This window comes from Amycolatopsis sp. CA-211722, assembly GCF_056828465.1.
In genome coordinates, this window is the sequence record NZ_CP184752.1 from 1,939,095 (window position 1) to 1,966,089 (window position 26,995).

Below are 26,995 nucleotides of genomic sequence, written 5' to 3' on the forward strand. Positions count from 1 at the left end.
GCGATCAAGGATGATGGCTGATCATGCCGATCCACTGCGTTTCGTTCACGACCGACTACGGGCTGCGAGACGGTTTCGTGGCCGCTTGTCATGGGGTGATCGCGCGGATCGCGCCGTCCGTGCGGGTGATCGACGTGAGCCACGAGATCCCTCCGCAGCAGGTCAGGACCGGCGCCGAGGTGCTCGCCCAGACCGTGCCGTATCTGCCGGAGTCGGTCCATCTCGCCGTCGTGGACCCCGGTGTCGGCACCGCCCGGCGCGGCGTCGTGGTGGTCACCGACCGCGGAATGCTCGTCGGCCCGGACAACGGGCTCCTCATTCCCGCCGCCGAAACACTCACCGGGGTGATAGCGGCGTACGAACTCGCGGCCCCCGAGTACCGCCTTCCGGTGACTTCGTCGACGTTCCACGGCCGCGACGTCTTCGCCCCCGCGGCGGCGCATCTCGCGCTCGGCGTCGCCCCCGAAGAGTTCGGGCCGCGCGTCGACGACCTCGTGCGCCTGCCGGACCCGTTCGTGGCGGTGTTCCCCGGCAAGCTGGTGGCCGAGGTGCTCACGGTCGACCACTTCGGCAACGTCCAGCTCGCCGCGAGCCCAGCCGACCTCGAACTGGCCGGGCTGTCCGGCACGGTCTCCGTCAGCAGCGAGCACGTCCTGGTGAAAGCGCTGGTCGGCGACACCTTCGGCACGGTGCCGCCGGGCCGGAACGTGCTCTACACCGATTCCGCGGGACGGCTCGCGGTCGCCGTGAACGGCGGCTCGGCCTCGGCGCTGCTCGGGCTGGGGCCTGCCCAGGAGTGCACGATCACCTCGTCGCCGACGGACACCTGACCAGGCCCGGTCACCGCCATCTTGATCCCGAACGAGACGCCGCCCTCGGGTTCGCGGCGGTAGTCGGCGAGCGACCGGATCGGTTCGGGACCGGCCTTCTTCCCGGTCTCCTGGTCGACCATCGGCACCGTGCAGCGGACGCAGACCTTGGCGTACCCCAGTTCGAGGCCACCGGCGGTGAGCGAGCGGACGTCGTCCTCGCGATGCGGCTCCGGCCAGCCCGAGACGACGATGTTGGGCCGGAAGCGATCCATCGGCACGGCCTCGGCGCCGCGAGACGCGATCCGCTCGTTCAGACCGTCCAAAGAGGACTCCGAGGTCAGCAGGATCGCGTGCGCGTCGGCGAAGGCCGCGGTGCCGGGGATCTCGCCGTTGGTGACGCGTTCGTGCTCCGGCGCGAGCCCGACGAACACCGACGGCAGGCCGAGGACGTCGGAGAACCACTCGGCGGCCTCGTCACCCTGGTGGACGCCCTTGCCCTGCCAGGTGAACGTCGCTGCGGGCTGCCTCGGCCCGTCCGCGACCGTCTCGACCAGGAGATCTTCGACGCCGGGGGCGGCGAGACGCAGGCGGGCGCCGTCGTCGAGCACCTCGGCCCGGATCGCGGCCATCACCGGATGCTTGCGCTGGCTGCGGAACTCGCCCTCCGGGGAGACGACCATCCACCCCCGGTCGAACCGCAGGCCCGCGGGGGTGACGTCGGCCGTGTCGACCGACGTCCCCGCGCAGCCTTTGACCGGGTAATAGACCAGCTTCGCCACTCTCGCCATGACCGCAGGTTAACGACACACGCCTCGTGAGTGGTAAGGACGGTTAGAACCGTCCTTACCACTCACGAGCCCCACGACCACCGTCGGCTGCTCACAACACCTGCGACAGGAAGCGCTGCAGCCGCTCGCTCCGCGGAGCGTCGAAGATCTCCTCGGGAGCGCCCTGTTCGACGATCTTCCCGGCGTCCATGAACGCGACCTCGTCGGCGACGCTGCGCGCGAAACCCATCTCGTGGGTGACCACGAGCAGCGTCAGGCCACGCTCGGCCAGCCCCGCCATCAGCGTGAGGATGCCCTTGACCAGCTCCGGGTCCAGCGCGCTGGTCGCCTCGTCGAACAGCATGACCTCGGGCTCCATCGCGAGCGCCCGCGCGATCGCGACCCGCTGCTGCTGCCCGCCCGAGAGCGCGCTCGGCCGGTACGGCGCCTTGTCGGCGAGGCCGACCTCGGCGAGCCGGGCGTGCGCGATCTCCGCCGCCTCCGCCTTGCCGAGCTTCCGGACGCTGCGCAGCGGCAGCGTGATGTTGTCCAGCACGCTGCGGTGCCCGAACAGGTTGAAGTGCTGGAACACCATCCCGACCCGCTGCCGCAGGGCGTCCGGGTCGGACGAGATGACGCTCTCGCCGCCCAGCAGCAGGTCGCCCGAGTCCGGCTCCTGGAGCCGGTTCACGCAGCGCAGCAGCGTCGACTTGCCGGAGCCGGACGGGCCGATGACGCAGGTCGTGCGGCCCTTCTCGACCTTGAGATTCACGCCCTTCAGCACTTCGAGGGTGCCGAAGGAGACGTGGATGTCGCGGAGTTCGACGCTGGAAGAGCGTACGGCGGTCGTCATGACATCGGCACCTTTCCGGCGTTCAGGAGTTCCGTTTCGGGGCCCTCGTCGTCAACCCGGACCTTCTTGCCGGTGCGCAGCTTCTTGTCGATGTAGTTCACCAGATGCGTCAGCGGCACGGTGATCACCAGGTACACCGCGCCCGCCGCGACCAGCGGCGACAGGTTCCCGGTGTTCGCCGCGAGATCCTGCCCGATGCGGAACAGGTCGCGCTGCTCGGCGAGGAAGCCGAGGAAGTACACCAGGCTGGAGTCCTTGACCAGCGCGATGAACTGGTTCACCAGCGCGGGCAGCACGCGCCGCACGCCCTGCGGGATGACGACCAGCGTCATCGCCTTGGTGTAGCTCATGCCCAGCGCGCGGCTGGCCTCCATCTGTCCTTTTTCGACACTCTGGATACCGGCGCGGAAGATCTCGCCGATGTACGCGGCCGCGATCAGGCTCAGCGCCAGAATGCCCAGCGGATAAGGATTCCGCGACAGCGACGGGATGAGGATCCCGCCGCCCTGCCCGATCACCAGGATGGTCAGGATCGCGGGCAGGCCGCGGAAGATGTCCGTGTACACCCGGGCGGGCCAGCGCAGCCACGCCTTGCTGGACAGGCCCATGGTGGCCAGCACCATGCCGAGCACGGTGCCGATCAGCGCCGAGAACACCGACAGGATCAGCGTGTTCAGCAGGCCGGTCCCGAGGAGATCCGGGAAGACCTCCCAGATGTACTCCCAGTTCAGGAAGGTGTTGAGGAAATCGTCCACTTACTTCTGCCCGGCCTTGAACTCCGCGGGCACCGGCGCGTTCGGCTCGAACCGCTGGTGCACCTTTTCCCAGGTGCCGTCGGCGATGACCGCCTTGAGCCCGGCGTTGATCTTGCCCGCCAGCTCGGTGTTGCCCTTCTTGACCGCGAAGCCGTGCGGGATGGTCGTGGTGATCGCCTTGACCACCTTGAGCTTCGCGTCCGGGTTCTTCGCCGCGTAGTCCTCGGCGGTCGCCTGGTCGAAGATCGCGCCGTCGATCGCGCCCGACTTCAACGCGGCGAGCGCGGCGGCGTCCTGCGGGAACTTGACGGCCTGCGCGGTGGGCGCGTTGGCCGCCAGCCAGCTATCCGACACCGTGCCCTGAACGACCCCGATCCGCTTGCCCGCCAGAGAGTTCTCGTCGGTGATGCCGGTGCCCTCGCGGGCCTCGATACCGAGCGACTGGTAGTTGTACGGCGCCGAGAAGTCGACGGTCTTGCGGCGTTCGTCGGTCTGCGAGATGCCCGAGCTGCCGATGTCGAACTTGCCGTTGGCGACCTGGCTCAGCAGCGTCGAGAACTCCGTGGAGACGAACTCGAGCTTGAGGTTCTGGTGCGCGGCGATGGCCTTCAGCAGCTCGTTGTCGAACCCGGTGAACACGCCGTTTTCCTGGTAGGCGTTGGGTTTCGAGTCGCTGAGCGTGCCGACGCGCAAGGTGCCGGCACTGGCGTCCTCACCGCCGCCGCACGCAGCCAGCACGGCCAGGAGGGCAGCGCTGACGACGGCGGCTAGTGACTTCCTCATCGTGATCCTCACGCCTTGAACTGGTCCGGGACCGGGGCCGTCGGCAGGAACTTCTCGTGCAGTTTGACCCAGGTGCCGTCGGCGATGACCTGCTTGAGGCCCTCGTTGATCTTGGTGAGCAGCTCGCTGTTGCCCTTCTTCACCGCGAAGCCGTGGGGCACGTCGGTGGTGAAGGACTTGACGACCTTGAGCTTCGCGTCGGTGCTCTCCTTGACGTTCGTCTCGGCGATCGCCTGGTCGAGGATGTAGGCGTCGACGGCGCCGCTCTTCAGCGCGGCCAGCGCCGGGGCGTACCCCGGGAAGCGCACGGCCTGCGCGTCGGGCACGGTCGAGGTGAGCCACTTGTCGCCGACGGTCGCCTGGATGACCGCGACCCGCTTGCCGGACAGGCCCTTCTCCTCGGTGATCGGCGAGCCGTCCTTGGTCTGGATGCTCATGACCTCGAAGTTGTACGGGCTGGAGAAGTCGACGTTCTTCTTGCGCTCGTCGGTCTGCGCGATGGCGGAGCTGGCGATGTCGAACTGGTTGTTCGCGACCTGGCCCAGCAGCGAGGAGAAGTCGGTCGACGCGAACTCGAGCTTCAGGTTCTGCTTGGCGGCGATGGCCTTCAGCAGTTCGTTGTCGAAGCCGGTGTAGTTGCCGTTCTCGACGTAGATGTTCGGCGGCGCGTCGCTCAGCGTCCCGACGCGCAGGGTCTTCTCGGTGGCGGACTCGCCACCACCGCAGGCGGCGAGGACGGCGACGAGGCCCGCGGCCAGCGTGGCGAGGAATGTCTTCTTCATGATGGTCAGACCCCCGGGTTCTGCACGGGCAGGCCGGGGCCGCCCTGTTCGAGTTCCTTGGGCAGCGGCTCGGTCTTGAAGAACTGAGCGTGCAGGCGGGCGACGGTGCCGTCCGCCACGGCCTTCGCGAGGCCGTCGTTGATCTTCTTCAGCAGTTCCTTGTTGTCCTTGCGGACGGCGAACGCGGACGGCGTGTCCTTGGTTTCGACGGTGTAGCCGAACTCCAGCTGCAGGTCCGGGTTCTGGTCGATGTACTTCTGCCCGATGTCCTTCGGCACGACCCAGCCGTCGAGGCTGCCGCCCTTCAGCTGCGCGAAACCGGCGTTGTAGTCGGGGAAGCGGACGACGTTGGCGCCGGGCACCTTGCCGCTGGCGAAATCGTCCTGCACCGACGCCTGCACGACGCCGAGCCGCTTGCCGTTGAAGGCGCCGACGTCCTTGAGACCAGCGCCCTTCTTGGTGATGATCGAGGTGAACCCGGTGCTGTAGCCGTTGCTGAACGCGACGGTCTTCTTGCGGGCCTCGGTGGTGGAGATCGTGGAGCTGCCGATGTCGAACTTGTTGGTGGCGACGGCGGCGAGCAGCCCGGCGAACTCGGTGCCGACGAACTCGACCTCGAAGCCCTCGCGCTTCGCGATGTCGCGCAGCAGTTCGTTGTCGTAGCCGGTGAAGGTGCCGTTCTCCAGATAGATGGACGGCGGCGCGTCGGTCAGGGTGCCGACCCGCAGCTTCTGGGCGCTCGCACCCGCGTCACCGGAGCCGCAGGCGGCGAGGGCGAGGGTGGCCGCTCCGGCCGTGACGACGGCGACGATTTTCGACAGCGTGGATCTCATCGCTTCTTCCGTGGGTTCGGCGCGCAAGGCGCGATACAAGCACGCCAGGCCGCCTCATGGGCGGCCTGGCGCTCCGGGTTCAGCGATCGAGATTAGGCATTTCGCTCGATCGAGTAACTTCGTCTCACTCTGTGAACGCCCCGTGGTGGGGCTGCTCACAACGCGCGTGAAGGCCCCCTTCCCTCGGCTGAGCCGAGGGAAGGGGGCCTTCACGCGCGATCAGAGGATCGGGGCCGGCGAGTAGTTCGCCGCCTCCGGGAAACGCTCCAGGACGCCCTCGACGCGGGACGCGATCGCCGCCACCTGGCGGGGCGCGACACCGGTGAACGAGATACGGTCGGCGAGGAGTTTGTCCAGCTCACCGCGGTCGAGCGGGATGCGCTCGTCGGCGGCGAGCCGGTCGAGGAGGTCGTTCTCCGCGAGCCCCTGCTCGCGCATCGCGAGCGCGACGCCGACCGCGTTCTCCTTGATCGCCTCGTGCGCGGTTTCACGCCCGACCCCCGCGCGGACCGAGGCCATGAGCACCTTGGTGGTCGCGAGGAACGGCAGATAGCGATCGAGCTCACGTCCGATGACCGCCGGAAACGCGCCGAACTCGGCCAGCACCGTGAGGAAGGTCTCCAGCAGGCCGTCCAGCGCGAAGAACGCGTCGGGCAGCGCGACCCGGCGGACGACGGAGTCGGACACGTCGCCTTCGTTCCACTGGTCGCCGGCGAGCTCGCCGATCATCGACAGGTAACCGCGCAGCACCACGGCGAGCCCGTTGACCCGCTCGCAGGAACGCGTGTTCATCTTGTGCGGCATGGCCGACGAGCCGACCTGGCCGGGCTTGAAGCCTTCGGTGACCAGCTCGTGGCCGGCCATCAGCCGGATCGTCTTCGCCAGGCTCGACGGGGCGGCCGCGAGCTGGACGACGGTGGACAGCACGTCGAAGTCGAGCGAACGCGGGTACACCTGGCCGACGCTGGTGAACACGTTCTCGAAGCCGAGGTGGGCCGCGACCCGCGACTCCAGTTCGTCCAAAGTGGACTCGTCGCCGAGCAGGTCGAGCATGTCCTGCGCGGTGCCGACCGGGCCCTTGATCCCACGCAGCGGGTAGCGGCCGATGAGGTTTTCGAGCCGGTCGAAGGCGACCAGCAGTTCGTCGGCGGCAGTGGCGAAACGCTTGCCCAGGGTCGTCGCCTGCGCGGCGACGTTGTGCGAACGGCCGGCCATCACCGTGTCGGCGTGTTCGACCGCGATCGCGGTGAGCCGGGCCAGCACCGCGCCGACGCGGCTACGCACCAGCTCCAGCGAACGCAGCACCTGCAGCTGCTCGACGTTCTCGGTGAGATCCCGCGACGTCATGCCCTTGTGGACGTGCTCGTGCCCGGCGAGCGCGTTGAACTCCTCGATGCGGGCCTTCACGTCGTGCCGGGTGACCCGCTCGCGCGCGGCGATCGAGTCGAGATCGACCTGCTCCAGGACGCGTTCGTAGTCGGCGACGACACCGTCCGGCACCTCGACGCCGAGGTCGGCCTGCGCGCGGAGCACGGCGAGCCAGAGCTCGCGCTCCAGCACGACCTTGCGTTCCGGGGACCAGAGTTCGACCAGCTCAGGCGAGGCGTAGCGGCCGGCGAGCACGTTGGGGATACGGGGCTTGTCCGTCACGCGGCCAGACTAACCCGCCCGCGTTTCGTCCTCTAAATGCGCCTTGACCCCGCCCGACCACCGCGTTTCGTCCTCTAAATGCGGTAGTTCGTCATGCCAACTACCGCATTTAGAGGACGAAACGCGGGGCGGGTCAGGCGAGGGCGGCCTGCAGCATCCGGGCGGCGGCGGCGCGGGGCTCCGGGTCGACCTCGATGAGCGCGTTGACGACGGCGCCATCGACCAGGGCGACGAGGCGCTCCAGTTCCGCGGCGTCCACAGGAGTGCCGGAGCGCGCGAAGATCTCGTGGAGCAGCTCGTACAGCTGCGCGGACAACGTCCGCATCAGGGGCCGAAGGTACGGACGGCGCCCTGTCCCGACGAGGCGTTCGTAGCGCAGGAGGACCGCTTCGGCGTCGGCCTCGCGATCCGGGCGGAGCGGGCCGAGGAGCATGGCCAGCACCAGGTCGACCGTGGCCTCGACACCGCGGTTGCGGGTCGCCAGCTCGTCGAGACGTCGTCGCCCCGTCTCCAGCTCCAGCTTCGCGTGATGCTCCACCGCGGCGGTGACCAGCTCTTCGAGCGAGTCGAAGTAGTACGTCGTCGACGCCAGCGGCAGCCCCGCGCGTTCGGCGACCGCACGATGACGCACGGCGTCGAAACCACCCTCGGCCAGCAGCGCCGAGGCGGCCTCGATGAGCTCCGCACGGCGTCGCTCACCCTTCGGTGTGGTCGCTGCTGCGGTCATGACGGGCTATTTTGCCAGCTCGGCTAGTAGCGGGCGGCGAGCACGCCGACCAGCCTGTCGACGTCGGACTCGGGAAGCGCCGGCCTGCCCGAGCCGTCGCCGAGGCTCACCACGACCACCAGGGATCCCTTGGCGGTGGTCCGCTGAGCACTGGACGCCCCCGTCGGCGGCGACGGGACGGCCGAACCGGCCGGAAAGACCGCGACGGAGACCGTGCCGCCCGGCACCGGGAACCCCGCGGACCTGGCTCCCGTCGAACAGAGGTCGCCGGGCGTCGATTTGGCGACATCCACGGGGACCGGGAGCTCGCCAGCGAGGGCGGTGGCGAGCTCCCGGTCCACCTGGTCGCACCCGAAGGTGCCTTCGGCCGTCTTCTGGCCGGTCCTCTCTGGCCCGTCGCCCCCCTGCTGAGGCGGCGGGTTCGAGAAGTTCGAGGCGTCCCCGCTGTCAAGAGGACGTACGGACGCCGCCCCGGGTTGCCCCGCGGAGGCCGCTTCCTGCTCGGATTTGGCCGCGGTCCCCATCTCGGAGCCGGTTCCGCCGAGCACGCCGAACATGCCCACTCCGGCCAGCACCAAAACCACCGCACTACAGGCCACCGCGATACCGTTTCGGCGTCGAGCGGTGGCGCGTTTCGAGGCGCGGACCACGTCGGCGGTGCCGAAGGTCGGCGACGGCGCGTCGCCGGGGGCGTCACGGAACAACGCCTTCAGCTCATTCTCGTCCATCCCGTGCCACCTCCTCCTTCTCCATGACCTGCCTGAGGTTCGCCAGCCCGCGCGCGGTCTGGCTCTTCACGTTCCCTTCGCTGCAGCCGAGCGCCTTCGCCGCCGCACCGACGTCCAGCCCCTCGAAGTACCGGAGCACCAGCACGGCCCGCTGCTTCGGGGGCACTTCGCGCAACGCGGCCAGCAGGTCTTCCCTGGTGACGACCTGTTCGCCGAGGTCGAAGCCGTCCTGCGGCGGTTCGGGCAGCTCCTCGGTCTGCCACTCCCGCCGCCACGGCCGCCTCGACTCGTCGATGGCCGCCCTGACCAGCGTCTTCCGCACGTAGGCGTCGGTCGCCGCCCGTTCTCTGATCTTCTTCCACCTCCGGTGCAGCGCGACGAACGCCGTCTGCGCGAGATCGTCCGCACGATGCCAGTCACCGCAGAGCATGTACGCGGTCCTGCGCACGGCGTCCCGCTTCGCGGCGAAGTACTCCGCGAACTCTTGTTCGTCGCGCTGGTTCACGCGGGTTTTGTCTCCGCTCTTGCCTCGTCGGTGGGTAGGACGGAACCGGGGGCGTCCACGGTTGCATGAGCGGGCCCGGCGGACCAGCCGGGGAGGAGGTTCACCGCGGGCCCGTCGATGTGATGTGATCGTACCGTGACCTCGCGCTCCCTCCCGCAGATCGATTTCCGCTCCGACACCGTGACCCGGCCGGACGACGTCATGCGTCAGGCCATGGCGAAGGCCGAGGTCGGCGACAACGTCCTCGACGGCGACCCGACCATCGGCGCGCTGGAAAAGCGCGCCGCGAAACTCCTCGGCATGCCCGCCGCGCTCTGGACGCCGAGCGGGACCATGGCGAACCTGATCGCGCTGAGCGTCCATCTCCAGCGCGGGGACCGGTTCCTCGCGCCGCGCGGCTCGCACGTGATCACCGACGAACTCGGTTCCGCCGCCTGGCTCGCGGGCGGCATGCCGGAGCCGCTGGAGCACGACGCCGGACCGGGGCGGCCGACACCGGAGACGCTTTCGGCCGCGATCGGCGTCCCGCGCGGCCCGTACTACGCGCTGCGCACCCCGCTGTTGTGCCTGGAGAACACGCACAACACCGCCGGTGGCGCGGTCACCCCGCCCGACGAGCACGCCCAGCTGGTCGCGGTCGCGAAGGAGGCCGGGCTGACCGTGCACCTCGACGGCGCCCGCATCTGGCACGCGTCGGCCGCGCTGGGGATCCCGCCCGCGGCGCTCACGGTCGGCGTCGACACCGTGTCCGCCTGCTTCTCCAAGGGCCTCGGCGCGCCCGTCGGTTCGGTGGTGGCCGGCAGCGAGGAGTTCGTCGAGAAGGCGCGGCGGATGCGCCAGATGCTCGGCGGCGGCGTCCGGCAGGGCGGTGTGCTGGCCGCGGCCTGCATGGTCGCGCTGGACCGCGTCGGCGACCTCGCCGAGACACACGAGAACGCGGCCAGGCTCGCGGCCGGGCTCGCCGAGCACGGCTGGGAGGTCAACGCTCCCGAGACCAACATCGTGCAGGTCGCCGCGCCCGACCTCGAAGGACGGCTGGCGTGGCTGGCGGACCTCGGGATCCTGGCCCTGCCGAGCTCGGGCCGGATCCGGTTCGTGACACACCGGGATCTTTCCGCGGCGGACATCGAAGAAACCCTTCAACGCGTCAAAACCGGGGGCTGAACATGAACTGGATCGTCTTCGACTACGGCGACGTCATCTGCGAGCACACCGACGCGCTGCCCACCTTGGCCAAGGCCTTCGGGCTCGAAGTCGCCGATTTCGAGCCGCATTACTGGGCCGAGCGGGACCGGTACGACTCCGGCGGCACGGACCTCGAGTACTGGCAGAGCATCGGCCGCGCGCTGGACGTCCCGGTCGACAAGGCGTTCTCCGACGAGCTGACCGGTATCGACGTCGAGGGCTGGACGCACCTCGAACCGGACGTCCTCGAACTGCTGGAAGGGCTGCACGAAGCGGGCGCGGCGCTCGCGTTGCTCTCGAACGCGTCGTCCACCTTCGGCCGCTGGGTGCGCGAGCAGGAATGGGCGAAGCTGTTCCGCGTGAAGCTCTTTTCCGGTGACCTCGGCTGTATGAAGCCCGACGCGAAGATCTACCGGATCCTGCTCGCCGAACTCGGCGCCGAACCGGGCGACTGCCTGTTCTTCGACGACCGTCAGTCCAATGTGGACGGAGCGCGGGCGGTCGGGATGCGGGCGGAACGCTGGGTCGGCGTGACCACGGCGAAATCCGGCTTCGGCTCTTCGGAGGAATAATTCACCCTCGCCGCTCATCCGCTTACGCGCGGTGAAGCGGATGACCTACGCTGAACTCGTCCAAGCCGATCGACCCCCCGGTAGGTGCCATGTCCGCGGACCGACGCCCGTTCGTGCCCGTCGATTTCGACCGGCCGAGCATCGCGCGGGTCTTCGACGCGCTCATGGGCGGCCAGGACAACTACGAGGCCGACCGGGTGGCGCTGCGCCAGATCCTGGAGATCTCGCCGGACGCGCAGGCCATGGCGAAGGAAGTCCGGCACTGGCTGGTCCGGACGGTGCGCTACCTGACCGACCGGGAAGGCATCGACCAGTTCCTCGACCTCGGCTCCGGCTTCCCGAGCATGGACAACACGCACCAGGTCGCGCAGCGATACAACCCCGAGGCCCAGGTCGTCTACGTCGACCGGGATCCGGTGGTGCAGGCGCACGGCCGCGCGCTGCTGGCGGCGAACGACTTCGCGCATATGACGGCCGCCGACCTGACCGAACCGGCCGAGGTCGTCGAGGAACTGTCCCGCACCCACCGGCTGGACTTCGACCGGCCGGTCGGGCTGATCCTGTGCGCGATCATCCACCACGTCCAGGATCTCGACGAGGCGCGGAAGATCGTCCGCGCCTACGTCGACGCGCTGGCGCCCGGCTCGTTCGTCGCGCTGCTGCACCAGCACAATCCCGCCGACGGCACCGAAGCGGCCGACGTCGCGACGTCACTCGAGAAGCGCTTCAACGGCACGGGGCTGGACACGCTGTACCGGACGCGCGAAGAGATCGAGTCCTTCTTCGAGGGACTCGATCTCATGGAGCCCGGCCTGACCTATCCGCACCTGTGGTGGCCGGACGGCCCGCGCTTCACCCCGCTTTCGCCCGTGAACTTCACGTCGCTCGGCGGGGTGGCGCGTAAGCCTTAACGGCGGAGCTGCTTCGGGGTGCCCTTGCCCTTGATGGCGCCGTACGCGGCCGTGCCGAGGAAGACCGCGCCGCCGATGACGGCGATCCAAAAGACGGCCTTCACGAGAAAACCGAGCACGGACCCGAGCACCATGAAGGCGACCCAAGCCAGGATCAGCCCGCCGACGATCTTCCAGAACATGGCATCCTCCGATTGCCTCACCGTGCCCGTGCGGGCCCGGTGAGTCCAGGTTGTCAGGCGGGAGTCGTGAGCGCCTTCTTTCCGGCTAACGTTCAGGGTGATTTCCGGGTTCCCCCTGAGCGGTGAGCCACTGGCCCAGCCTGCGGACCCCTTCGTCGATGTCCTCGCGAGAACCCGCGAAGGAGAACCGCACGAACCGGCCGCCGTCGACCGGGTCGAAGTCGATCCCGGGAGCGATCGCGACACCGGTTTCGGCGAGGAGCCGCTGGCACCAGCTGAGGCTGTCGTTCGTGTACGCGGAGACGTCGGCGTAGGCGTAGAACGCGCCTTCGGCCGGCGCGAGCTTGTCGATGCCGATGCCTTTGAGTCCGGCGAAGAGCACGTCGCGGTTGGCCCGGTAGCGCTCGACGTGGCCGTCGGCCTCCGCGTACGCCTCCGGGGTGAACGCGGCGACCGCGGCGTGCTGGGAGACCGCGGGCGGGCAGATGGTGAAGTTGCCGGTCAGGACGTCGATCGCGCGATGCAGCCGCTGCGGCGCGAGCATCCAGCCGAGCCGCCAGCCGGTCATGGCGAAGTACTTGGAGAACGAGCCGAGGACGAGCGCTTCGTTGCCGTACTGCCACGCGCAGTCGAGCCCGGCGCCGTAGGAGATCCCGTGGTAGATCTCGTCGCTGATCAGCTGCACGCCGTGTGACGCGCACCAGCCGCTGATCGCCGCCAGCTCACCCGGCGGCAGGACGGTGCCGGTGGGATTGCTCGGGCTTGCCACGATGAGTCCCTTGATGGGACCCAACTCGTCCAGCCGGGCGACGGTGGGCTGGAAGTGCGTCTCGGGCCCGGTGGCGAACTCGACGACCTCGCAGCCGAGCACCTTCAGCAGGTTCCGGTAGGCCGGATAGCCGGGACGCGCCATCGCGACCCGGTCGCCCGCCTCGAAGGCGCTGAGGAACGAGAGCAGGAAGCCGCCGGAGGAACCGGTCGTCATGATGACGTCCTGCGGGCTCACGTCGACCGGATACGTGCGGTTGTAGTGCTCCGCGACGGCCTCGCGCAGTTCCGGGATGCCGAGCTGCTCGGTGTAGCCGAGGTTGTGGTCCTTCAGCGCCCGCTGCGCCGCTTCGAGCACCGGTCGCGGCGCCGGCGCGGACGGCTGCCCGGCGAGCAGCGGGACCAGGTCCCCGTGGCTGCGCTGCCGGGCCTGCGCGGCCGAAAGGACGTCCATGACATGGAACGGCGGGACGGCGGAACGTGCGGCGGGGCCTGGGAAGGACATGCGGGTGAGGCTAACTCGCCTTCGCGAGGAGAACCGCGTAGCCGTCGAGGAGCCGTTGCAGGCCGAACTCGAAGAGCGTGTCGAGGTCGTAGTCGAACGGGGCACGCGAGACGACACCGGCGAAGTTCGGGAACCGGCCGCCGGAGACCAGGTCCCAGAGGATCGGCTCGTGCTCCGCGAGCCAGGCGTCGGCGGAAACCGCGGTGCCGGACTCGGTGTCGGCCTCGGCCTCGAAGCTGAGGGCGATCCCGCGGACGTGGTTGAAGATCGTGATGTGCGCGTACATGATCGTCGACGGCGGGAGGCCGTGGCCGTCGAGCGCGCGGGTCGCCCAGTCCGCGTGGGCCAGCAGGTTCGGCAGGGGCTGCGGGCGGGTGATCGACAGCGCTTGCGCGAGCCAGGGATGTCGCCGGAACAGGGCCCATTGCGCCCTCGCCATCAGCTCCAGCTGGGCCCGCCAGCCGGGCGGCGGTTCGGGCGGGAAGCGGAGCTCGCCGAGCGCCAGGTCGGCCATCTCCAGGATCAGTTCGTCCTTCGCGGTGACATGGCGATAAAGCGCCATCGTCGCGACGCCGAGACCGGAGGCGACGCGGCGCATCGACAGCGCGCGGATGCCCTCCGCGTCGGCGATCCGGATCGCCGCCTTCACCACCCGCTCGCGTGACAGCTCCGCGTCGATTCGCGGCGCGGGCGTCCGGGTGCGGCTCGCGACGACCGTGCCCGCGCCGGGTTTCGCGACGACCAGGCCGTCCCGTTTCAGCGTGGCGAGCACCTTCGTCGCGGTCGCCATCGCGACGCCCCACTCGGCGATGATCCGGCGGGTCGACGGGACCTTGTCGCCCTCGCGCAGCTCGCCGGAGGTGATCCGGCGGCGGATCTCGGCGGCGATCCGCAGGTAGGGCGGCTCGGTCATGGTCGACTCCTTGCCATAGTGCACCTTACCTCAGATCACCGGGCGCACTAGCTGGATCGCACTAGTGCAGCATGAGTTTCTTGCTGCTTTTCCTGGGCAGTAGGCGCAGTGTCCATACGTTGTACGCAGTGCTTCAACACACCGTACACAGGGAGTGGAAATGCGGACGGTCCTGATTTCGGGGGCGGGAATCGCCGGTACGACACTGGCGTACTGGCTGCGGCGGCACGGTTTCGCGCCGACGGTCGTCGAGCGGGCCCCCGCGCCCCGCGTCGGCGGGCACGCGGTCGACATCCGGGGCACGGCGCTCGGCGTCGTCGACCGGATGGGGGTGCTCGGGCGCCTCCGCGAGCTGAGCACGGACATGCGCGGGATGTCGTTCGTGAACGGCGCGGGGAAGACCCTCGTGAAGGTCACCGACCACACGCTGACCGGCGGGCTCACCGACAGCGAGGACGTCGAGATCCTGCGGGACGACCTCACCGACACGCTCGCCTCCCTCGCCCAGGAAGGCGTCGAGTACGTCTACGGGGACTGGATCGCCGGAATCGCGCAACGGACCGACGGTGTCCGGGTCACCTTCGCTCGCGGTGAAGCGCGGGACTTCGATCTCGTCGTCGGCGCGGACGGTCAGCACTCGGCTGTGCGATCGTTGGTTTTCGGGGCGGAGAAACAGTTTTCGCATTACCTGGACACCTATCTCGCGGTGTTCACCGTGCCGAACTTCCTCGATCTGGACCGTTGGCAGGTGTTCCACATGACCCCGGGGAAGTTGGCCGGGCTGTACAGCGCGCGAGAGAACACCGAGGCTCGGGCGATGCTCGGCTTCCAGTCGCCGGAACTCGACTTCGACCGCCATGACGTCGAGCAGCAACGGAAGCTGATCGCGGACCGATTTCCGGGGCAGGGCTGGGAAATCCCGCGGCTGCTGCGGGAAATGGCGTCGAGTGAGCTGTACTTCGACTCCATGACGCAGATCCGGATGGACCGGTTCACCGAAGGGCGCGTCGCGCTGGTCGGTGATGCGGGGTACGGGCCTTCGCCACTTGCGGGGCAGGGCACCAGTTTGGCGCTCGTCGGCGCCTATGTGCTCGCCGGTTCACTGGCTGCCTCCAGCGACCACCGCGCCGCTTTCGCTTCGTACGAAAGGGAAATGCGGCCGTTCATTCTTCGGAACCAAGCGCTGGCCTCGCTGAACCAGAAGAAGCAGACACGGTTCCGGCAGTGGAAGCAGATCCAGTCGATGCGGGTGCTGCCTTACCTGCCGTTCCGCGATCGGGTGATGAAGGCGGCCATGCGGCAGCTGACGGAAGCGGCGAACGCCTTGGCACTCAAGGATTACTGACCGCTCGGGCGTCGTGTTGGCCCTGAAGGCAGGGCACGTTGCGAAAGCCACTTTCGCAACCTTCAACGTTGCGAAAGTGGCTTTCGCAACACGAGGGCCGGGGACTCGCGTGATTGGAGGGACGACACCCGTGACGGAATGGACGACACGCGTGATTGGACGGACGACACGCGTGTGCAGACGGACGACACGCGACGCGATACGGTCGCGAGCGTGGTGGCCATCCAGTCACGTGTGTCGGCCATCGGATCACGTGTGTCGTCGGTCTGATCACGAGTGGCGGCCATTAGGTCACGTGTGGCGGCCGGGACCGGGCCGGGGCTCGTGAGTGGTAAGGACGGTTCTAACCGTCCTTACCACTCACGAGGCGTTAGTAGCCCTGGTATCCGCCGCCGCCGGCCATGGACTTCAGGCCCGGGTGACCCTCGAAGCCGCCGTACCGCGAGAACGTGTACCGCACGCCCGCGATGATGTTGTCCACCGGGTTGTAGATGTCGTCGTGCCCGGGAAGCTTGTGCGCGTTGAAGGTCGGGTCGATGCACTGCATCAATCCCTTGGACGGCGTGCCCTTCGCCGCGTTGGAGTCCCAGTTGTTGATGGCGTTGGGGTTGCCGCCGGACTCCTTCTCGATGATCGTCCAGATCTTCTGGATATCCGCCTCGGTCACCGGGATCCCGTTGGCCTGCAGGATCTTGATGGCCTCCTGGATCCATTGCTGGACGTTGCCCGGCGGCGTCGTCGACGGCGGGCCGCCGCTCGGGCCGAGACCGCCGCCCCCACCGCCACCACCACCGCCGCCTCCTCCACCGCCACCGGCGTGCAGACCGCCGGTGCGCTTCGGGACGGAGCCGTCCTTGCCGGGCATCGGGACGGTGGAGTAGCCGCCCTGGATGTCCTTCTTCATCAGTTCCTGGGACTTCTGGATCATCTGGTTGGCCTGGTCGAGCAGCCCCTTGACCCGGCCGTCGGCGTCCTTGGCGATACCGTTGATGTCGGTCTTGGCCTTTTGGATGATTTCGTCGGCCGAGGGGCTCGGCGCCGGCTTGTGATCCTTCTCGGCCTGCGCGGCGGCCGTGATCGCCGCGTTCTTGTCCGACTCCGCCTGGGTGTTCCTTTTGTTGACCGCGGCCTCGGCGTCTTCGTAGACGCCTTTCACCTGCATCTTGATGTTGCCGAGATCGGTGTGGACGCGATCGAGGTCGTCGACGACCTTCCCCAGCTGCTCTTCGACGTTCTTTCCGGCCTTCGTGATCGACTTGACGTACTCGAAGAAGGCCTCCGCGGCGGGCCCGGCCCAGACGCCGCCGTTCAACGCTTCGGTCGACGTTTTCAACGCCGCGCTGTGGTCGCCCGCGTTGTCGGCCGCCGTCTTGAACTGCCTCGACGCGTTCTGAATGGCGGCGAGGTTGACCTTGCCGATCTGCTCGGCCTTCTGGGTCAGTCCGTCCCAGCCGTCCGGCGTGCCGGCGCCGACACCGTTCAAAGCCACTGCTCAAGCCCCCTTGGTCTTCGGCCCCCAGGCCTGGCGAGTCGTCACAGTTCCCCGTGCACCTTCAGGTTGTCCACGTGGACCGCTTCGGTCTCCTTGATCAGCCCCGCCGCCTTTCGCAGCACGAAGGCGGTGGCCTCCATCAGCTGACCGGCCGAATCGAATTCGTTGTGGACGCCCTGTTTGAACTTGCCGACCGCGCCCTGCGCGTCACCGTGCTCGTCCACTCCGCCGAAGGGGGATTCCTTCTCGTCGTCCATCCCGGTGACGCCTTTTTTGGTCTTCTCGAACTCGTCCTTGAGCTTCTCCACCTGACCGGCGGCGATCCCCATGGAATCCGGGTCGTACACAGGCACGGTTCGTCATCCCCTTCACGGAAAAAACTCGTATCCGCCCGATCAGACGCGCGGCCGATCAAGACGGTTCCCGCGCATACTTTAAGACCTCGGCGGCAGGCCGTGTGCGTATCCACGCCAACTTCCACCCCGCCGATAATCGGGCGAATCAGAAATCGGCGACTTCCCGGATCCGGGTCGCGAGCAACTGGTTGTCCGCCGGGGTGATGGTCGCCCACTCCCGCCCGTCCCGGTTCCGCGCGACCTGGAACAGGTACCGGCCCGCGTCCGTGTCGTAGAAGGCGACCACGCTGTCCGCGCGCCGGGGGCGGCCGTCGCGGCCCGCGCGTTCGGCGCCGAACTGCCCGCGCGCCTCCTGGCCGAGCAGCATGCCCGCCACCTCCTGGGCCTGCCAGAGCGGCACGTCCAGGTCTTCCAGCGCGGTGACCAGTGCCTTCGCGTCACCGCGGGCGGCGGCGTCGGCCTTGACGAGGACGTCGTGCGGGAGGCTGATCGACTGGCCGACGCCGGGACCGAGATCACCCGCGACCGAGACCGCGGCTTCGGCCAGTGAGCTCTCCCTGGCGGGGATCAGCCACACCTGGCCGGAGTCGATCACGCCGAGCAACGCCTGGTTGCCGACGCTCACCGCCTGGCCCTTGATCTCGCGGTCGGTCCACACCCAGACGTCGATCGCGACCCGGGGATGCGCGAACAGGTTCAGCATGTCGACCAGCTCGCCCGAGGCCTGGTACCCCCGCGCGAGACCTCGCGCGCGCAGGGATTCCCAGGCCTCTTCGATCAGCGCCGCCCGCTCCGTGTGGGTGGTTCCGGGGCTCGGCACGTCGAGCGCGGCATGGCGCCGGGGCAGCCGTTCGGCTTCCCAGAGCATTTCGAACTCGAGTGCGGACAGCACCAGGCTGCCGTTGTCGTTCGGCACAGGTTCAGCGCGCTTCCCGGTTGCCGTGGTCACCGATCACGTCGGGCGACACCAGCCGCTCGTCGGTGAACAGGTCCTTGTCGTCGACGCCGTAACGCCTGATGTGCTCCGCGTCCTCTTCGACGTCCTGGGTGGCCGCGCGCTCCATGAACTTCGACTCGGGCTTCGGCTGCTTCGCGCCGATCTTCTCCGAGCGCCGCATGGCCTCCTCTTCGGGAAGCTCGCCGATCGGGAGCTGACGGGTCGGCTTCACGCCGCCGCCTTCCTGGCGGGGACGGCGATCGCGTTCCCGGTCACCGCTGAGCGCGCCACCGGCGACACCGGCGCCCAGCGCCGCGGCACCGGCGCCCAGGTCGCCCGCGGCCGGGCCGGTGATCTTCGGGACGGCGGGGAAACCGCGGCCGGATTCGTTGCCGGGGGCCATCGGCGCCTGCGGCCCGGAGCCGACGGAGCGGCCCTTGCCGAGCGCCTGGTCGCCCCCCGCGCCACCGCCGACGTTGCCGAAGACACCGGGACCCGAGCTGGAGCCTGGGCCCTTGCCGACAGCGCTGTCGACACCAGGACCGGTGCCGAACGACTTGCCGACCGGCTGCGCCGACGTGGTGCTGTTCGGCGGCGCGCTGCCGGTGGACTGGCCCGGCGGCACGTTCGGGATGTTCGGCGCGCCCGGCGGAGCGAACGGCGGCGAGGTCGGCGAGGTGGTGACCGGGTACGACGGCCTGCCCTGTTCGGGCTGCGGGGACGGCCGGTTGGGCGTCACCCAGCCGGCGCCGGGCGCGGGATTGGGCCTCGACGTGCCGGACGGCGTGGTCGGGGCGGCGGCCGCGGGAGCCGTGGCCCCGGCGTTCGGCGCCGACGCACCTGTCTTGCGAGCCGTCCCGCCGCCCATGGCGACGCCGTAGGCCGGGGTCGGCGCGTCGTAGGACGGCGCCTTCGGGTTGCCGACGGGCTGCGCGACCGGCGGCACGTACTTCGACTCGACGGCCGCCGACGCCGGGCGCACGCTGCCGTCCGGGGTCAGGTCCGTGGCCGTGCCCGCCAGGTCGAGCGTGGCGGAACCGCCGCCCGCTCCGGCGGCGGTCGTGGTCTGGGACAGGTTCATCGCCTGCGGGTCGGCCAGTGTGTCGGTCGACAGCAGGTTCTCGCCGCTCGTCTTGGCGTAGTCGTTCAACGCCTCCTGCGCCTGCGCCCGCGCGTTGTTCGCGGCGCTGACGGTCTTGGCGTGGTCGGTCTCGAACCCGATGAGGCTCAGCAGGACGTCACCGACGGTCAAGCCGCCGGCGCCCTTCCGGACCACTTCCGGATCCGGGAGCTTGTGCAGCGTCCGGTTGAAGGCCTCACCCTGGGCGAAGATCATCTCCGCGGAGTGCGAGACCTTCGAGTTCGCGTCCTGGGAGAAGCCCGCCTGCTCGGTGAACACCTGACCGGCGGCACCGCCGGCCTCGCTCTGCCATTCCACGCCGAGCTTGCCCAGCTCGTCACGCAGCGTCTTGTCGGTGTCGGCGAGCGCGCCCGCGACGGATTTCAATGCGTCGACGGCGATCCCGATGCTGCCGGTGCCGTCACCGCCGCGGAAGCGTTCGATCTCGGTCGCGATCCCGGTGTCGGTGTAGCCGTCGAACCGAAGATCGCGGAGCCTGCCCGCGAGGTCGGAAACGTTCACGCCGCCCTCCCTAGTTGCGTGCTTTCAAGGTCTGCAAAGCCGAATCGGCCGCCTGCGCGGACATCTCGCACAGCTGCGGCATGGTGAACGCGCCGGCGGTGACGGCGACGGTCCGCACCGCCAGCGTCTGCCCCTGAGCGACGCCGACGAGCGTTTCGCAGTCGCCCGGTGTCCCGGCGTCACGGAAGTTCTTGATGGCCGGGAACCCGCCGACCGCGGTCGGTTCCGTCGTCATGCTGTTCTTACGGCGTTTACCGGTGAACCACTCTTCTACGTCCGCGGTGATCGCGCGGACGTAATAACTGTGGAAGGGCTGCGCGGCGTCCGCGTCGAGGACACAGGTCGGGCCGTCGATCGGTTCCGCGGCCGGGCGCGGTTCGCTGTTGATCTTGAGCCGGTCGAGCTGCGGCTCGGTGAGCAGCGCGCACGGGTCGGCACCCTGGAGTTTCAACTCGGCGGGCCTGGCCGGCAGCGCGGACGCCTTGGCACCCTGCGTGGCCGAGGCCAGCGCCGGTTCGTCGGGGAACGCCTGCCCGGCCGTGTCGGTGGCGCAGCCGGCCAGCGCGAGGGTGAGCACCCCGCCGGTCACCAGCACGCGAGGCCTACGCCCGGTGTACACCACGGTCCCCGAACGCGGCGGCCTTGTCCGCATCACTGGTCTTGTACTCCTTGGCCGCCGTGCGGAGCTGGCTGACCAGGCCACGGAGACCGGCCACGTACGCCCGGACCTGCGCGGCGTACGACTGGTCGCCGTCGGCCACGAGCTCGTTCCAGACACTGGTCGCGTGCACGCTCACGGTGTCGTTGGCCGGTGTGTCGATGCGCAGCTGGTCGAGCCGCGTCATGAGCTTGTCCTGCAACGCGTCGACCTGCTCTTCGACGATCTTCGCCACTTCGAGCAGCTTCGACGGGTCGACTCTGATGTCGGCCACCGACGGTGGCGTCGGCACCGCCGACGTGAGGTCCTGGACCTTGCTCGATGCTGCCATTCCCCACCCCTTGGAAACACGCACGGTGACCGTTCGCCCTGTCGAGGCTACCAACGCCGATGTATCGAGCGCCTAAGCTTCTCAGGAAATACCGGGTTAGACGCAGCGATCGCCGGGGTGGTTCCGTCCGGGATTCACGAGACCGGGGTGGCGATCTCTCCCTTGGCGGCGAGCAGGGCGATGTCGGTGCGGTGGTGGGAGCCGGCCAGGTGGACCTTCTCGACCGTCGCGTAGGCGTCCTTGCGGGCGGCCTTCAGGTTCTTGCCGGTGCCGACGACCGACAGCACGCGGCCGCCGGAGGAGACCACGGCGCCGTCGTCACGACGGCGGGTGCCGGCGTGGAGCACGCCTTCGAGCTCGCCGCCGGTGATGACGTCGCCGGTCCTCGGCTTGCCGGGGTAGCCGTCCGCGGCGAGCACGACGGTGACCGCCGCGCCGGAATCCCACTCCAGCGGCGGCAGTTCGGCGAGCTTGCCGGTCGCCGTCGCGTGCAGGACCTTGCCGAGCGGGCTGCGCAGCAGCGCGAGGACGACCTGGGTCTCCGGGTCGCCGAACCGGCAGTTGAACTCGATGACCTGCGGGCCCTCGGAAGTCAGCGCGAGACCGGCGTAGAGCAGGCCCGAGAAGGTGGCGCCGCGGTTGTCGAGCTCGTCGACCACGGGCTGGACGACGCGGGCGACGACGTCGTCGACCAGGTCCTTCGGCGCCCACGGCAACGGGGCGTACGCACCCATGCCGCCGGTGTTCGGGCCCGCGTCGCCGTCGCCGACGCGTTTGAAGTCCTGCGCGGGCAGCAGCGGGACGACCGTGCGGCCGTCGACGAAGCAGAAGAGCGAGGCCTCCGGGCCGTCGAGGAAGGACTCCAGGAGCACCGGGTGCCCGCCGTCGAGCAGCATCAGGGCGTGCTTGCGCGCGACGTCGACGTCCGTGGTGACCACGACGCCCTTGCCCGCGGCGAGACCGTCGTCCTTGACCACCCAGGTGGGGCCGAAGCGGCTGAGCGCGGCGTCGAGGCGGGCCGGGTTGTCGACGATCTCGCAGTGCGCCGTCGGCACCTTCGCGGCCGCCATGACGTCCTTCGCGAACGCCTTCGAGCCCTCGATCCTGGCCGCGGACGCGGACGGGCCGAAGCAGGCGATGCCCGCCTTCCGGACCGCGTCGGCGACTCCGGCCACCAGCGGGACCTCGGGGCCGACCACGACCAGATCCGCCTGCCACTGCTTGGCGAGGGCGGCGACGGACTCGGGGTCGGCCGCGTCCACGCCGAGTTGCTCGGCCACCGCGGCGGTGCCGGCGTTCCCCGGGGCACAGGCCAGTGCGGTGACGGAAGGGTCTTCCGCGACCGCGAGGACGAGTGCATGCTCACGGGCGCCGGACCCGATTACCAGTACGCGCACGACGCACAGGGTAACCGGGCCGGTGACGACCTGTCGGCGGAGCCACGGGAAACCCGCCCCGGCCGGCGGCCCCGCTATCGTGGCGGCGGGACGCCATGACGTCTGACCTGGGAAAACACGAACCCGCCCCGGCGACGCGACCGCGGTCGCGGGTTCACCGAGCAACACGGCCCCGAACACTTCGCCGCCCTCGAGCGGTTGGCTCCATCCGGCGTTCACCCGGCGGTCAGCGCTCCGCCGGTCCGTCTTCGCCGACCGGACGCCTCCTGCGTCAAGGGTTGCGCGGTACCCCGAGTTCAAGCGAAAGAGGTTCCCCACCATGCGAAAGCGCCTGGGCGTACTCGCCCTGTCCGGACTCGCCGTACTCAGCGTCACCGGGTTGGCAGGCGCCGCCGAGCCGAACACCCAAGATGTGTCGGCGCTGGCGAAGGGCCACGATGGACCGGTGATCGTCGGACACCGCGGCGCCCCCGGCTACCGGCCGGAGCACACGCTCGCCTCGTATGAGCTCGCCTACCGCCAGGGCGTCGACTGGGTCGACGTCGACCTCGTGCCCACCAAGGACGGCCAGCTCGTCGCCCGGCACGAGAACGAGATCGGCGGGACCACCGACGTCGCGAAGCACCCCGAGTTCGCGAACCGGAAGACGACGAAGGTCATCGACGGCACGTCGTTCACCGGCTGGTTCACCGAGGACTTCACGCTCGCCGAGCTGAAGACCCTGCGCGCGACCGAGCGGATCCCGCAGCTGCGGCCGAACAACAAGATCTACGACGGCCGCTACCAGATCGCCACCTACCAGGAGGTGATCGACCTGACGCGCCGGCTCGGCCGCGAACTGCGCCGCGAACTGGGGACGTACCCGGAGATCAAGCACTCGACGTACTTCTCGTCGATCAAGAACCCGACCGAGCCGAAGCTGGTCGAGCTGCTCAAGCGCAACGGGCTCAACCACCCGAAGGCGCCGGTGATCATCCAGTCGTTCGAGGTGTCGAACCTGATCGCGCTCTCGCGCCAGGTGCGGGTGCCGTTGCTGCAGCTGACCTCGGCGACCGGCGCTCCGGCCGACTTCGTCGCGAAGGGTGACCCGCGGACGTACGCCGACCTGGTGACTCCGGCCGGACTGAAGGAGATCTCGAAGTACGCGGACTACCTGGGCCCGGAGAAGGCGCAGGTGGTCCCGGTGGTGAACGGCGCGCTGGGTCAGCCGACCAGGCTGGTCGCCGACGCGCACCAGGCCGGGCTGAAGGTCGGGCCGTACACGTTCCGCAACGAGAACAACTTCCTCCCGCAGAGCCTGCGCTCGTCGGCGAACCCGGCCGAGTACGGCAACGCGTTCGCCGAGCAGGAGGCGTTCCTCAAGGCGGGCGTCGACGGCTACTTCGCGGACCACCCGGACACCGCGCTGGAGGCCGTGAAGGCTTTCCGGGGACGCTGAGTCCTTGAAGTACGTGAAGGCCCCCTTCATTGCGTCTAGCGCAGTAAAGGGGGCCTTCACGTACTTGGGTGACCGCCCGCAGGGCGCCGACCGCGTGACAGGTCCGGAGACGTCGAGGTGTGTGGGAATAGGGAGATCGAACGTCTCTTTTTCCGCACACCCCTCACCCGCGGTGACGCCTACCTGCCACGCCGAGTGACCGCAGCAGGCGAAGGGGCGGTCCTCGACGACTGATCGCGGGTATCAGCACCGCTCAAGAGCACCCGAATCGCCGCACACGACCAAACCCGTTTCTTGACGGGACCTTGACATGCGCAGGTCGGCGGGCCTAATTTCGGCGGATCTCAATGGTCTGTCCGCATACCTTTTAAGTGGGTGCCCGATGGATGTCTCTGACAAGCAGGCCGCAGAACCCGCCGACGAAGACAGTGCCCGGCTCCACCAACTCGGCTACGCGCAGGAACTCCGGCGCACGATGTCGGCCTTCTCCAACTTCGCCGTCTCCTTCACGATCATCTCGATCCTCTCCGGCTGCCTGACCCTCTACGGGTTCGGCATGAAGACCGGCGGGCCCGCCGCGATGATCTGGGGCTGGCCGCTGGTCGGCCTCTTCGTCATCCTGGTCGGGCTGGGCATGGCCGAGGTCTGCTCCAGCTACCCGACCGCGGGCGGCCTCTACTACTGGGCGGCGAAGCTCGCCCCGCGCAACGGCGCGGCGTGGTCGTGGTTCACCGGCTGGTTCAACCTCATCGGGCAGATCGCCGTCACCGCGGGGATCGACTTCGGCGCGGCGCTGTTCCTCAACGCCTTCCTCGACCTGCAGTTCGGCTTCGAGGCGACACCGGGCAACACGATCCTGTTGCTGGCGATCATCCTGGTGATCCACGGGCTGCTGAACACCTTCGGCGTCAAGATCGTCGCGCTGCTGAACAGCATCAGCGTGTGGTGGCATCTGGCGGGCGTGCTGGTCATCGTCGGGGTGCTGGTCGTCGTTCCCGAGAAGCACCAGGACGCGTCGTTCGTGTTCGGCGAGTTCGTGAACAACACCGGCTGGGCGTCACCCGTCTACGTCTTCTTACTGGGTCTCTTGCTCGCGCAGTACACGCTCACCGGATACGACGCCTCGGCCCATATGACCGAGGAGACCAAGAACGCGGCGAAGGCGGGGCCGCGCGGGATCATCAACTCGATCCTCGTCTCGCTGGTCGCCGGCTGGATCCTGCTGATCGGCCTCACCTTCGCCATCCAGGACTACGACGGCGCCGTCGGGTCCGAGACCGGGGTGCCGCCCGCGCAGATCTTCATCGACGCGACCGGCGCCACGACCGGCAAGTTCCTGTTGCTGATCTGCATCGGCGCGCAGTTGTTCTGCGGGATGGCGTCGGTGACCGCGAACTCGCGGATGATCTACGCCTTCGCCCGCGACGGCGCGATCCCGGGTTCGAAGTTCTGGCACCGCATCAACAAGCGGACCCAGACGCCGACCAACGCGGTGTGGCTGGCCGCAGGCGGCGCGCTCCTGCTCGCCCTGCCGTACTTGTGGAGCGCGACCGCGTATGCGGCGGTGACCTCGATCGCGGTCGTCGGCCTCTACGTGGCCTATGTGATCCCGGTGTTCCTGCGGGTGCGCAAGGGCGACGACTTCGAACCCGGACCGTGGAACCTCGGCCGCTGGGGGAAGCTCATCGGGACGGTCGCGACCGTCTGGGTGTGCTTCATCTTCGTGCTTTTCATGCTCCCGCAGGGATCACCGATCACCATCGACAGTTTCAACTACACGCCCATCGCCTTCCTCGTCGTACTCGGTGGCGCGGCGGTGTGGTGGTTCGCCTCGGCGCGCAAGTGGTTCACGGGTCCGAAGGTGCAGGGCTCCGAGGAAGAACTCGCCGCCGTGGAAAGGGAACTCAAGGAACTGGGGTGACGGCGTTGTCCTCCTGGGAGCGGCCGGCGCGGACCACGGTCACCGCGGCCGCTCCCAACGCGCCGACTCCGGCGAAGGCGTAGAAACCCCACGGGTACGCGATTCCGGCGCTCAGCAGCGCGCCACCGAGGATCGGGCCGCAGATCGCGCCGACGCGGCCGACACCCGCCGCCCAGCCGATCCCGGTGGCGCGCATGACGTCCGGGTACGTCTTGCCGATGTAGGCGTACACGAGCACCTGCGCGCTGAACACGAAACCGCCGGTGAGGAACACGGCCACGTACAGGCCGACGGCGGGCAGCTTCACACTCAGCAGGGCGAGGAACACGGCCGCTCCGAGGAACCAGAAGATCACCGCCGGCCGGACGCCGGCCTTGTCCGCCACCCGGCCGGCGACGAGCAGGCCGACGACACCGCCGAGGTTCAGCGTGAGCAGCAGACCGAGCGCCGCGCCCAGCGGATACCCGGCCTGGCGCATGATCTCCGGCAGCCAGGTGTTGAGCCCGTAGACCAGCAGCAGCCCCATGAACGACGTCACCCAGAACGCGATGGTGGCGCGCAGGAGCCCGCCGCGGAACAGCCCGCCGACCACCTGTGTCGCCGAGTTCTCCCGTGTCTCGCGCACCCGCTCGAAGGACTCGGATTCCGGCAGGTACTTGATCATCAGCGGCACCAGCACGAGCGCGGGCAGCGCGCCGGCCACGAACATCGCGCGCCAGCCGAGCGGCTGGATCAGCCAGATACCGAGCAGGGCCGTGAGCACCGCGCCGACGTGGTAGCCGGTCATCACCGTGGTGGTCGCGCTGCCGCCCTTGCCCTTGCGGGCGTACTCGGTGACCAGCGCGATCGCCGTCGGAAGACAGCCGCCCAGGCCCAGCCCGGCGAGGAAACGCAGCAGGCCGAAGACGAACGCCGACGGCGATAGCGCGCAGAGCGCGGTGAACGCGGAGAAGGCCGTGACCGCGATGATCAGCGCCTTGCGGCGGCCGATGAGGTCGGTGATCGTGCCGATCGCCATCGCGCCGATCATCATGCCGATCAGGCCGAAGGTCGAGATCACCGACGCCGTGCCGGGGGTCAGGCCCCAGACGTGGTCACGGAGCAGCGAGGGCAGCACCGTGCCCAGGACGACCAGGTCGAATCCGTCGAGCAGTACCGCCGTCCAGGCGAGCGGGACCACCCACGAACGGGCCGCGGCAGGGGACATCGGAGACCTCCAGCTGTGTTCGCAATGCGCACGAGTATGC

Annotated in this window: 28 protein-coding genes; 7 read left to right on the forward strand and 21 right to left on the reverse strand. The window is 68.9% G+C overall.

The genetic code is table 11. The annotated features are described in order from the left end of the window. The first annotated feature begins 23 nt into the window (after nucleotides 1–23). Nucleotides 24–830 carry an SAM hydrolase/SAM-dependent halogenase family protein gene (locus tag ACOCEP_RS09570; protein WP_482336923.1) on the forward strand — a complete coding sequence of 269 codons (807 nt, stop codon included), beginning with the start codon at nucleotides 24–26 and terminating at the stop codon, nucleotides 828–830. Here the strand turns inward: ACOCEP_RS09570 and ACOCEP_RS09575 are convergent. From ACOCEP_RS09575 to ACOCEP_RS09620, 10 genes are all read right to left on the reverse strand, one after another. Next, on the reverse strand, nucleotides 713–1,600 hold the full coding sequence (locus ACOCEP_RS09575; protein ID WP_482336924.1) for an MOSC domain-containing protein: 888 nt from the start codon (nucleotides 1,598–1,600) through the stop codon (nucleotides 713–715). The genes ACOCEP_RS09570 and ACOCEP_RS09575 overlap by 118 nt on opposite strands. A gap of 91 nt (nucleotides 1,601–1,691) precedes the next feature. Further along, nucleotides 1,692–2,432 carry an amino acid ABC transporter ATP-binding protein gene (locus tag ACOCEP_RS09580; RefSeq protein WP_482336925.1) on the reverse strand — a complete coding sequence of 247 codons (741 nt, stop codon included), beginning with the start codon at nucleotides 2,430–2,432 and terminating at the stop codon, nucleotides 1,692–1,694. After that, entirely contained in the window at nucleotides 2,429–3,187 is a 759-nt protein-coding gene (locus tag ACOCEP_RS09585; RefSeq protein ID WP_482336926.1) for an amino acid ABC transporter permease, read from the reverse strand. Before ACOCEP_RS09585 ends, ACOCEP_RS09580 begins: the two co-directional genes overlap by 4 nt. Next, complete coding sequence (locus tag ACOCEP_RS09590; protein WP_482336927.1) at nucleotides 3,188–3,970, reverse strand: ABC transporter substrate-binding protein; 783 nt, start codon at nucleotides 3,968–3,970, stop codon at nucleotides 3,188–3,190. Nucleotides 3,971–3,978: 8 nt separating this feature from the next. Next, entirely contained in the window at nucleotides 3,979–4,752 is a 774-nt protein-coding gene (locus tag ACOCEP_RS09595) for an ABC transporter substrate-binding protein (protein WP_482336928.1), read from the reverse strand. Nucleotides 4,753–4,757: 5 nt separating this feature from the next. Continuing rightward, nucleotides 4,758–5,585, reverse strand: coding sequence for a substrate-binding periplasmic protein (locus ACOCEP_RS09600; protein ID WP_081975717.1), 828 nt, complete (start codon nucleotides 5,583–5,585; stop codon nucleotides 4,758–4,760). 219 nt (nucleotides 5,586–5,804) lie between these two features. Continuing rightward, nucleotides 5,805–7,235, reverse strand: a complete 1,431-nt coding sequence (gene purB / locus ACOCEP_RS09605) for an adenylosuccinate lyase (protein WP_482336929.1) — start codon at nucleotides 7,233–7,235, stop codon at nucleotides 5,805–5,807. A gap of 133 nt (nucleotides 7,236–7,368) precedes the next feature. After that, complete coding sequence (locus tag ACOCEP_RS09610; RefSeq protein WP_482336930.1) at nucleotides 7,369–7,962, reverse strand: TetR/AcrR family transcriptional regulator; 594 nt, start codon at nucleotides 7,960–7,962, stop codon at nucleotides 7,369–7,371. A gap of 23 nt (nucleotides 7,963–7,985) precedes the next feature. Next, the gene (locus ACOCEP_RS09615; protein WP_482336931.1) at nucleotides 7,986–8,690 is read right to left on the reverse strand and encodes a hypothetical protein; all 705 of its coding nucleotides are present in this window, start codon (nucleotides 8,688–8,690) and stop codon (nucleotides 7,986–7,988) included. Continuing rightward, nucleotides 8,677–9,195 carry a SigE family RNA polymerase sigma factor gene (locus ACOCEP_RS09620; RefSeq protein WP_482336932.1) on the reverse strand — a complete coding sequence of 173 codons (519 nt, stop codon included), beginning with the start codon at nucleotides 9,193–9,195 and terminating at the stop codon, nucleotides 8,677–8,679. Before ACOCEP_RS09620 ends, ACOCEP_RS09615 begins: the two co-directional genes overlap by 14 nt. Nucleotides 9,196–9,330: 135 nt before the next feature. Between ACOCEP_RS09620 and ACOCEP_RS09625 the strand changes: the two genes are divergently transcribed. The 3 genes from ACOCEP_RS09625 to ACOCEP_RS09635 all read left to right on the forward strand — a co-directional run bounded on the left by ACOCEP_RS09625 (nucleotide 9,331) and on the right by ACOCEP_RS09635 (nucleotide 11,863). After that, nucleotides 9,331–10,359 carry a threonine aldolase family protein gene (locus ACOCEP_RS09625; protein ID WP_482336933.1) on the forward strand — a complete coding sequence of 343 codons (1,029 nt, stop codon included), beginning with the start codon at nucleotides 9,331–9,333 and terminating at the stop codon, nucleotides 10,357–10,359. A 2-nt stretch (nucleotides 10,360–10,361) separates the two neighbouring features. Beyond that, nucleotides 10,362–10,952: an HAD family hydrolase gene (locus ACOCEP_RS09630; RefSeq protein ID WP_482336934.1), complete on the forward strand. Its 591-nt coding sequence runs from the start codon at nucleotides 10,362–10,364 to the stop codon at nucleotides 10,950–10,952. An 89-nt stretch (nucleotides 10,953–11,041) separates the two neighbouring features. After that, a complete protein-coding gene (locus ACOCEP_RS09635; RefSeq protein ID WP_482336935.1) occupies nucleotides 11,042–11,863 on the forward strand; it encodes an SAM-dependent methyltransferase in 822 nt (273 codons plus the stop codon). Here ACOCEP_RS09635 and ACOCEP_RS09640 read toward each other — a convergent pair. The 3 genes from ACOCEP_RS09640 to ACOCEP_RS09650 form a co-directional block, all read right to left on the reverse strand. Further along, nucleotides 11,860–12,045, reverse strand: coding sequence for a hypothetical protein (locus tag ACOCEP_RS09640; protein ID WP_007032516.1), 186 nt, complete (start codon nucleotides 12,043–12,045; stop codon nucleotides 11,860–11,862). The two genes, ACOCEP_RS09635 and ACOCEP_RS09640, sit on opposite strands and share 4 nt — an antisense overlap. Nucleotides 12,046–12,130: 85 nt before the next feature. Next, nucleotides 12,131–13,318 carry a pyridoxal phosphate-dependent aminotransferase gene (locus ACOCEP_RS09645; RefSeq protein ID WP_482336936.1) on the reverse strand — a complete coding sequence of 396 codons (1,188 nt, stop codon included), beginning with the start codon at nucleotides 13,316–13,318 and terminating at the stop codon, nucleotides 12,131–12,133. A 10-nt stretch (nucleotides 13,319–13,328) separates the two neighbouring features. Further along, the gene (locus ACOCEP_RS09650) at nucleotides 13,329–14,231 is read right to left on the reverse strand and encodes a TetR/AcrR family transcriptional regulator C-terminal domain-containing protein (RefSeq protein ID WP_482336937.1); all 903 of its coding nucleotides are present in this window, start codon (nucleotides 14,229–14,231) and stop codon (nucleotides 13,329–13,331) included. Between the two features lie 160 nt (nucleotides 14,232–14,391). Here ACOCEP_RS09650 and ACOCEP_RS09655 point away from each other — a divergent pair, with 160 nt between their 5' ends. Next, nucleotides 14,392–15,576: an FAD-dependent monooxygenase gene (locus tag ACOCEP_RS09655; protein WP_482336938.1), complete on the forward strand. Its 1,185-nt coding sequence runs from the start codon at nucleotides 14,392–14,394 to the stop codon at nucleotides 15,574–15,576. A gap of 370 nt (nucleotides 15,577–15,946) precedes the next feature. Here ACOCEP_RS09655 and ACOCEP_RS09660 read toward each other — a convergent pair whose 3' ends face one another. The 7 genes from ACOCEP_RS09660 to purD all read right to left on the reverse strand — a co-directional run bounded on the left by ACOCEP_RS09660 (nucleotide 15,947) and on the right by purD (nucleotide 22,389). Then, nucleotides 15,947–17,065, reverse strand: a complete 1,119-nt coding sequence (locus tag ACOCEP_RS09660) for a transglycosylase SLT domain-containing protein (RefSeq protein WP_482336939.1) — start codon at nucleotides 17,063–17,065, stop codon at nucleotides 15,947–15,949. A 44-nt stretch (nucleotides 17,066–17,109) separates the two neighbouring features. Beyond that, nucleotides 17,110–17,421, reverse strand: coding sequence for a hypothetical protein (locus tag ACOCEP_RS09665; RefSeq protein ID WP_482336940.1), 312 nt, complete (start codon nucleotides 17,419–17,421; stop codon nucleotides 17,110–17,112). A gap of 148 nt (nucleotides 17,422–17,569) precedes the next feature. Beyond that, complete coding sequence (locus ACOCEP_RS09670; RefSeq protein ID WP_482336941.1) at nucleotides 17,570–18,340, reverse strand: ESX secretion-associated protein EspG; 771 nt, start codon at nucleotides 18,338–18,340, stop codon at nucleotides 17,570–17,572. 4 nt (nucleotides 18,341–18,344) lie between these two features. After that, the gene (locus ACOCEP_RS09675; RefSeq protein WP_482336942.1) at nucleotides 18,345–20,003 is read right to left on the reverse strand and encodes a hypothetical protein; all 1,659 of its coding nucleotides are present in this window, start codon (nucleotides 20,001–20,003) and stop codon (nucleotides 18,345–18,347) included. Between the two features lie 10 nt (nucleotides 20,004–20,013). Then, nucleotides 20,014–20,655 carry a DUF3558 domain-containing protein gene (locus ACOCEP_RS09680; protein WP_482336943.1) on the reverse strand — a complete coding sequence of 214 codons (642 nt, stop codon included), beginning with the start codon at nucleotides 20,653–20,655 and terminating at the stop codon, nucleotides 20,014–20,016. Further along, nucleotides 20,606–20,992, reverse strand: a complete 387-nt coding sequence (locus tag ACOCEP_RS09685) for a PE domain-containing protein (protein ID WP_126736264.1) — start codon at nucleotides 20,990–20,992, stop codon at nucleotides 20,606–20,608. The genes ACOCEP_RS09680 and ACOCEP_RS09685 overlap by 50 nt, the downstream gene beginning before the upstream one ends. Nucleotides 20,993–21,126: 134 nt before the next feature. Then, the gene (gene purD / locus ACOCEP_RS09690) at nucleotides 21,127–22,389 is read right to left on the reverse strand and encodes a phosphoribosylamine--glycine ligase (RefSeq protein ID WP_482336944.1); all 1,263 of its coding nucleotides are present in this window, start codon (nucleotides 22,387–22,389) and stop codon (nucleotides 21,127–21,129) included. Nucleotides 22,390–22,708: 319 nt separating this feature from the next. Here purD and ACOCEP_RS09695 point away from each other — a divergent pair, with 319 nt between their 5' ends. Both ACOCEP_RS09695 and ACOCEP_RS09700 read left to right on the forward strand, forming a co-directional pair. Further along, nucleotides 22,709–23,827 (forward strand): glycerophosphodiester phosphodiesterase, encoded by a 1,119-nt coding sequence (locus tag ACOCEP_RS09695; protein ID WP_482336945.1) that lies wholly within the window; start codon nucleotides 22,709–22,711, stop codon nucleotides 23,825–23,827. Nucleotides 23,828–24,209: 382 nt separating this feature from the next. Further along, complete coding sequence (locus ACOCEP_RS09700; RefSeq protein ID WP_482336946.1) at nucleotides 24,210–25,748, forward strand: amino acid permease; 1,539 nt, start codon at nucleotides 24,210–24,212, stop codon at nucleotides 25,746–25,748. Here ACOCEP_RS09700 and ACOCEP_RS09705 read toward each other — a convergent pair. Further along, nucleotides 25,732–26,955: an MFS transporter gene (locus ACOCEP_RS09705; RefSeq protein ID WP_482336947.1), complete on the reverse strand. Its 1,224-nt coding sequence runs from the start codon at nucleotides 26,953–26,955 to the stop codon at nucleotides 25,732–25,734. The two genes, ACOCEP_RS09700 and ACOCEP_RS09705, sit on opposite strands and share 17 nt — an antisense overlap. Between the last annotated feature and the right edge of the window lie 40 nt (nucleotides 26,956–26,995).